The organism is Okeania sp. SIO3B5, assembly GCF_010692555.1.
In the GTDB taxonomy this organism is placed as follows: Bacteria; Cyanobacteriota; Cyanobacteriia; order Cyanobacteriales; family Microcoleaceae; genus Okeania.
The window spans coordinates 1-6,925 of sequence record NZ_JAAHHG010000523.1 but is presented as its reverse complement, the minus strand read 5'-3'; the positions used below and the strand labels follow the sequence as shown (position 1 = coordinate 6,925).

At 32.3% G+C, this 6,925-nt stretch carries 4 protein-coding genes; 3 read left to right on the top strand and 1 reads right to left on the bottom strand.

What is annotated here, in order from left to right; all coding sequences use genetic code 11:
• Window positions 1-491: 491 nt before the first annotated feature.
• The 3 genes from F6K54_RS37260 to F6K54_RS37250 all read left to right on the top strand — a co-directional run bounded on the left by F6K54_RS37260 (window position 492) and on the right by F6K54_RS37250 (window position 4,799).
• A complete protein-coding gene (locus F6K54_RS37260) occupies window positions 492-863 on the top strand; it encodes a response regulator (RefSeq protein ID WP_293089025.1) in 372 nt (123 codons plus the stop codon).
• Window positions 864-887: 24 nt separating this feature from the next.
• The gene (locus F6K54_RS37255; RefSeq protein ID WP_293089023.1) at window positions 888-3,032 is read left to right on the top strand and encodes an EAL domain-containing protein; all 2,145 of its coding nucleotides are present in this window, start codon (window positions 888-890) and stop codon (window positions 3,030-3,032) included.
• Between the two features lie 69 nt (window positions 3,033-3,101).
• The gene (locus F6K54_RS37250; RefSeq protein ID WP_293089022.1) at window positions 3,102-4,799 is read left to right on the top strand and encodes a response regulator; all 1,698 of its coding nucleotides are present in this window, start codon (window positions 3,102-3,104) and stop codon (window positions 4,797-4,799) included.
• 436 nt (window positions 4,800-5,235) lie between these two features.
• Here F6K54_RS37250 and argF read toward each other — a convergent pair whose 3' ends face one another.
• On the bottom strand, window positions 5,236-6,156 hold the full coding sequence (gene argF, locus F6K54_RS37245; protein ID WP_293089020.1) for an ornithine carbamoyltransferase: 921 nt from the start codon (window positions 6,154-6,156) through the stop codon (window positions 5,236-5,238).
• Window positions 6,157-6,925: the final 769 nt, after the last annotated feature.

The window sequence follows — 6,925 nt, the reverse complement described above, 5'->3', positions numbered from 1 at the left end:
AAATTAGCATTTTAGGCGAGAGTTGCGCAGCAATTACCCTTGATTATTCTTCCTCCTACCTGCTCTATAATTCCCATTTCTCCTATCCCCCTCCTGGGAGGGGTTAGGGGTGGGTTGTCTCCTGTCTCCTACCCTTACCTATAAGACTTTTTCAGCAAGCCCTAATTAATCCCCATTTGGCTTTATTACCTCTCCTTTTAAGGAGAAAAAAGCGGTCGAGGGATGGTGAGGTCTCCTCGCCATATCCATGAGACCAAGAGAAAAAATCAGATTTCCTTATATTCAATTCCGTAACGGTTTTAACCAAAGGTAATTATCCATTATTCATTATCCATTATCAATTAATGAATATACATATTGATAATGAAAATACTCTAAAAATTTTAACTCACTTATGGTATCATTGTTAGGAATGATCTACACAAGTAATAATTTACAAAATAATGAGCTTACTCTGTAGATAATACTATCACTTTATTAAAATTAGTTAAATGAAAAGAATAATAATTGTAGATAATGAGCCAGATATGGAGTATTTATTCAGTAAAAAATTTAGAAAAGAAATTAGATCTGGTTCTCTCAAATTTATTTTTTTTATCTCAGCAATTGAAGCACTATCATACCTGGCCTGTCAAGAAAATGATTCCATAGATTTAATTATATCTGATATCAATTTGCCTACAATAAATGGCTTAGAAATGCTCAAAAAAATCAAAGAAAAATATAAGAAAATCAAAGTTTTTATGTTAACTGCCCACGGTTATGATGAACACTACAAAATTGCCCAAAAATACGGTACAGATGATTACCTAATTAAACCAATTGATTTTGAAGAAATAAAACAAAAAATACTTGACTTATAGTACAAAAAATAAATCATAAAAATCATGTTATCAAAAATACTTGTAGTTGATGACGAACCAGATTTACAATCATTAATCCGCCAAAAATTCCGGAAGAGAATTATACAAAAAGAATTAAAATTCGTGTTTGTTCATAATGGTATAGAAGCTCTAGAAGCTATTAAAAATGAAACAGATATAGATCTAATTCTTACTGATATTAATATGCCTAAGATGGATGGAATAACTTTATTGGCAAAGTTATCAGAAAACCCAAATCAAACAATTAAAACAGTCATTATTTCTGCTTATGGGGATTTGAAAACTATTAGAACAGCTATGAATCTAGGGGCTTTTGATTTTTTAACTAAACCCCTAGATTTACATGATTTAGAAATTACCCTTAATAAAACACTCAAAGCTGTGGAACAGGAGAAAGAAGCACTAAAGCAAAAAGAATTAGCAGAAAAAGCTCATGCAGAATTATTAAAACAACAGGCACTGCGTAAAAGTGAAAAAAGATTTAGAGCATTAATTGAAAATTCTGTAGATCTAATTATGATTTTAAATCCTGATGGAAAAATGATTTATTCTAGCCCATCAGTCCAAAGATTTTTAGATGATTTTAATCACAATGATTTTAATATATCAATTTTTAATATTATTCATGCTAACGACCGTCAATTAATCAAGCATATTTTGCAAAAAACAGTTGAAAATCCAGAAGAAAAACAGTATGTTAATGAACTTAAAATTACCAACAAACGACACGAATCACAAATATTTGAAGCAGTATTCACTAACTTAATTTTGGACGATAATATCACAGGAATTATAGTTAATTGTCATAATATTACAGAAAGAAAAATAGCAGAAGAAAAATTAATCTATGATGCTTTCCATGATTCCTTAACTCAATTACCTAATAGGGCATTGTTTATGGATAGATTATCTCATGCTTTTTCTAGGTACAAGAGGCATCATCAATATCAATTTGCCGTTATTTTTATAGATTTAGATAGATTTAAAATAGTTAATGATAGCTTAGGGCATTTAGCTGGAGACCAACTAATTATTGAAGTAGCAAATAGACTTACAAAAGAACTGCATTATAATGATACTGTAGCGAGAATGGGAGGAGATGAATTTGCTATCTTATTAGAATATATTCAATCTCAAGAGAATGCTAAATATATAGCCCAAAGAATCCAAAAGTTGTTACAGTTATCATTTAAAATCAATAATCAAGAAGTTTATACCAGTGCAAGTATTGGTATTGCTTTTTCCAATCAAGATTATCAAAATCCTACAGATATTCTCAGAGATGCAGATACAGCCATGTATCATGCTAAAACTCTAGGAAAAGCTCGCCAGGAAGTATTTGATCCATCAATGTATGCTGATAATTTAGCGCAACTTAAATTAGAAATTGACCTTCGGCAAGCTTTAAAATTGAATGAATTAGAGTTATATTATCAACCAATTATTTTGTTAGAAACAGGTTTACTGTGTGGCTTTGAAGCATTACTAAGATGGAAACACCCCCAGCGAGGAATAATTTCTCCAAATGAGTTTATTCCTATTGCAGAAGAAACAGGATTAATAGTACCCATTGGTTGGTGGACGCTAAAACAAGCTTGTAAACAAACTTATGATTGGCAAAAACAATTTTCTCTCCAACCTTTAACTATTAGTGTTAATCTTTCTGGTAAACAATTTTCTCAAACTAAACTGGCAGAACAAATTGATGAAATATTATCTTGTACTTTTTTAGATTATCATAGTCTCAGATTAGAAATTACTGAAACTACAATTATGGAAAATGAGAAAATTGTTATGGAAATATTATCCAAGTTAAAAGGGATGAATATACAATTAAATATTGACGACTTTGGTACTGGTTATTCTTCATTAAGTCGCCTAAGAAATTTTCCCATTGATACTTTAAAAATTGACCGTTCTTTTGTGATGAGAATGGATACTGAACCAGAAAACTTAGAGATTACTAAAGCAATTATTAGTATGGCAAAAAGTTTAGAAATAGATGTCATTGCTGAAGGTGTGGAAACATCTACTCAACTAGCTTTGCTCAGAAAACTCAAGTGCAAATATGGACAAGGATATTTTTTTTCTAGACCTGTTAACAGTTCCGAAGCTAGGAATTTAATTGCAGCAGCTAAAATATGGTAACATTCAATATATCCCACTTAGTTTTTTGACTATAGTTGGTAATATAATAATTCTAACTTAAATGAAGTTATGCCAGCAAAAATACTGGTTGTGGATGATGAAGAATCCTTTAGACTAATCATAAGCCAAAAATTTAGAAAAAGAATTAGGAAAAAAGACCTCCAATTTATTTTTGCTTCTAACGGTTTAAGAGCTCTAGAAAAGTTACAATCTGAACCAGATATAGATATTATATTGACTGATATTACTATGCCAGAAATGGATGGTCTTACTCTACTATCTACCCTTTCTGATATTCGCCATCCTACACTTAAAACAGTAATTATTTCTGCTTCTAGCGATCTGACTCTTGTCAGAAAAGCAATGAATCTAGGAGCATTTGATTTTTTAACTAAACCTATCAACTTAGATGATTTAGAAATTACAATTAACAAAACTCTAAATCATGTTCAACAGTTAAAATATGCACTGCAACAGGAACACTTAATAGAAGCAGCTCAACAGTTATATGAAAGTGAAAAAAGACTAGGAAAATTTTTAGAAACTTTGCCAGTAGGAGTCTTTGTAATTGATGCTGATGGTACACCTTTCTATATTAATCAAGCTGCAAAAAATATTTTTGGCAAAGGAATAGTAGCTGAAACTACTCCAGAGCAAATTCCTCAAATTTATCATATTTACTTAGCAGGAACAGAACAATTTTATCCTATTGAACAACAGCCAATTTTCAAAGCCTTGAAAGGAGAAAATTCTACAGTTGATAATATGGAAATTCGTCAAGGAGAAAAAATCATACCTGTAGAAGTATCAGCAAGTCCAATTTTTGATGATACTGGTCAACTAATCTATGCGATCGCCACTTTTCAAGACATTACAGAAAGAAAAAAAGCAGAAGCAGAAAGAATTCAATTTACCCAACAATTAGAACTTAAAAATATTGAGTTATCTAAACTTAATCAAAGTTATAGTCGGTTTGTTCCTAAACAGTTTTTCCGGTTTTTAGGCCATGAAAGTATTCTAGATGTTTCTCTGGGCGAATCTGTACAAAAAAAAATGTCAATTTTATTTTCTGATATTCGTGCTTTTACTACTCTTTCAGAAAGCATGACTTTAGCAGAAAACTTTAAATTTATTAATAATTATCTTTCTCGTATGGAACCATTCATTACTGCTAATTATGGTTTTATCGACAAATATATTGGTGATGCTATTATGGCATTATTTGGTCGTTGTCCTGATGATGCTGTCCAAGCTGCTTTAGGAATGCTTTCAGAACTTAATCAATACAATATTATTCGTAATAAATATCAGCAATCACCTATTACTATAGGTATCGGAATTAATACAGGTTCTTTAATGTTAGGAACAGTAGGTGGTACAAATAGAATGGATACTACTGTCATTAGCGATGCTGTAAATTTAGCTTCTCGCCTGCAAAATTTAACTAAAGTATATGGTGCTTCTTTAATTATTAGTCAAAAGACTTTTATTGAGCTTAAAGATTATACAAAATATAGCTACAGATTTCTTGGTCAAGTTAAAGTCAAAGGAAAAAAAGATGTTGTATCTTTATTTGAATTATTTGATGCAGATCCCCCAGAAATAATCGAACTTAAAAAACAAACTAAAACATTATTTGAAGCAGGAGTTATCAGTTACTACTCTCAACAAATGGAGGAAGCTACTCAAATATTTCAGGAAATTATTAATTTAAACCATCAAGATAAAGCTGCTTATTTTTATCTCGATCTAGGGAAAAGGGAATAATTAATAATTAATAATTAATAATTAATAATTAATAATTACCTCATTTTCAAATTTTCTACTGGTAAATGGTAAAGCTTCTGCTATATCTTTAGTTCGGCGTCCATCGATAAAACTGGTGGGGACTTTTCAAAGAAAGTCCCTATTACTTTGTGAGTTGGCAAATTCTAATCACGTAAGCATTTCCTAGGTCATGCTGCGCAAACAGCTATTAGCTGTCAGCTCTCAGCAACAAGACTCTCTCCTCAAGAGCAGTGTTTAAATTAACAACTGATTTTAAGGGCAAGGGAGCCAACTTTTGTAGTAAGACAATTAATAAGTTTTTATCCTAAACTAAAAGCAATAGCTGAAGTCCGCAGTTCCTCCGGAGGAGGCTCGCTGATAGCTGATAGCTGATGGCTGATGGCTGTTTGCGCAGCATGACCTAGGAAATGCTTACCTAATCACTACCCAAAAGACTTATTAATAAAGCTTTTTGAGCGTGCATCCTGTTCTCTGCTTGCTCCCAAACTCGCGATCGCTCTCCTTCTATCACTCCATCAGTAATTTCTTCATCCCGATGAGCTGGCAAACAATGCAAAACTATCACGTCATCTGCTGCACTCTCTACTAACTTTTCATTTACCTGATAGGGTTGAAAAATAGGTATTCGATTATTAGCCTCCTCTTCTTGTCCCATACTTGCCCAAACATCAGTATAAAGTACCTGAGCACCCTTAACTGCCACTTGAGGATCTTCAGTAACTATAACTTCACTCTTACCATTAGTAATAGCCTTTGCTTGCTCCACAATTTCCGCATTTGGTAAATAATTTGGTGGAGTTGCTATCCTGATATTCATTCCTACCATTGCACAACCTAACAGTAAAGAATTTGCCATATTATTACCATCACCAAAATAACTTAAAGTTAATCCATCTAGTTTGCCAAAACATTCTTGAATCGTCAATAAATCAGCCATTACTTGACAAGGATGTTCCCTATCTGTCAGAGCATTAATGACAGGAATTTGAGTATAACTTGCAAAAGTTTCTAAATCTTTTTGCTCAAAAGTCCTAATAGCTAAAATATCCAAATATCGGTCTAAAACTCTAGCAGTATCAGCCAAAGATTCTCCACGACTAACTTGAGTAACATTAGGATTCAAATCAATAACTTGACCTCCCAATTGATACATTGCCACAGTAAAACTTACCCTAGTTCGTGTCGAAGCTTTAGAAAATAATAACCCCAAGACTTTATTACATTTGAGATTTATTTTACCTGACTTAAGTTTGACTGCCAGTTGTAAAAGTTCTGTTAATTCATCAGAACTCAAGTCTGCTAAACTTAATAAACTTCGTCCTTTTAAACTATCCATAATTTATCGCTAATGTCAGGTTACCAATTATATAGTAATCCTAAATTGGTTGTGACAAATTTTATAATAATTAATTTGATATGAAAGTCCTTAAAGGGAGTAGGGAGTAGGGAGTAGGGAGTAGGGTTCAAAGACATAAGATATTTTGGTTTAATGCCGATAATCGTTACAAACATTGCTGAACTATTATTCTTACTTCAGAACTGAAGCTTTAATGAAGTCAAGCATTATTTTTGGGAGCTGGTATAACTTAAAATCACTTTGTAGTCTACTTACAGCAGATTCCGTTCTAATGAGGTACAATTAACGACTGAGATGGGATATTTTTTGTCTATTCCCTGTTCCCCATTCCCCATTCCCTAAAACCATAAATATGATTCATTTTGGGAATTAATTATTTGAAATTATCAAACCCCATAAAAAAGTATTTACCGAAAAATTTTGGGTATGCGCCTCCCCTTTTAAGCTATGCTTTATCAACATCTTTCTGAACATAAAACTTGACACGCATAGACAAGTTATGTTCAAGTCTTTAAAAGGTTTTTGTCAGAGAAAAAGTGTATTAAAAAAGTACATTTTTTTTTGATAACTTAAGTAGTTTTTCCTATCTACTATGATTCTTTCTCCTTTCTCCTTTTTCCCCTCCTGGGAGGGGGAGGGGCCTCACAAGGGTAGGTTTTTTACATAAGATGCTAGTGGAGGTGAGACTTGGAGGACAAGGAGGGAAAGTAGACAAGGAAGAAAGAAGTTTTTGTATATTACGAAGTAT

What these genes read in the sequence shown, in the direction of transcription:
- F6K54_RS37260 (WP_293089025.1), top strand. Translation starts at nt 492, where the DNA reads ATGAAAAGAATAATAATTGTAGATAATGAGCCAGATATGGAGTATTTA.
- F6K54_RS37255 (WP_293089023.1), top strand. Translation starts at nt 888, where the DNA reads ATGTTATCAAAAATACTTGTAGTTGATGACGAACCAGATTTACAATCA.
- F6K54_RS37250 (WP_293089022.1), top strand. Translation starts at nt 3,102, where the DNA reads ATGCCAGCAAAAATACTGGTTGTGGATGATGAAGAATCCTTTAGACTA.
- argF (WP_293089020.1), bottom strand. Translation starts at nt 6,156, where the DNA reads ATGGATAGTTTAAAAGGACGAAGTTTATTAAGTTTAGCAGACTTGAGT.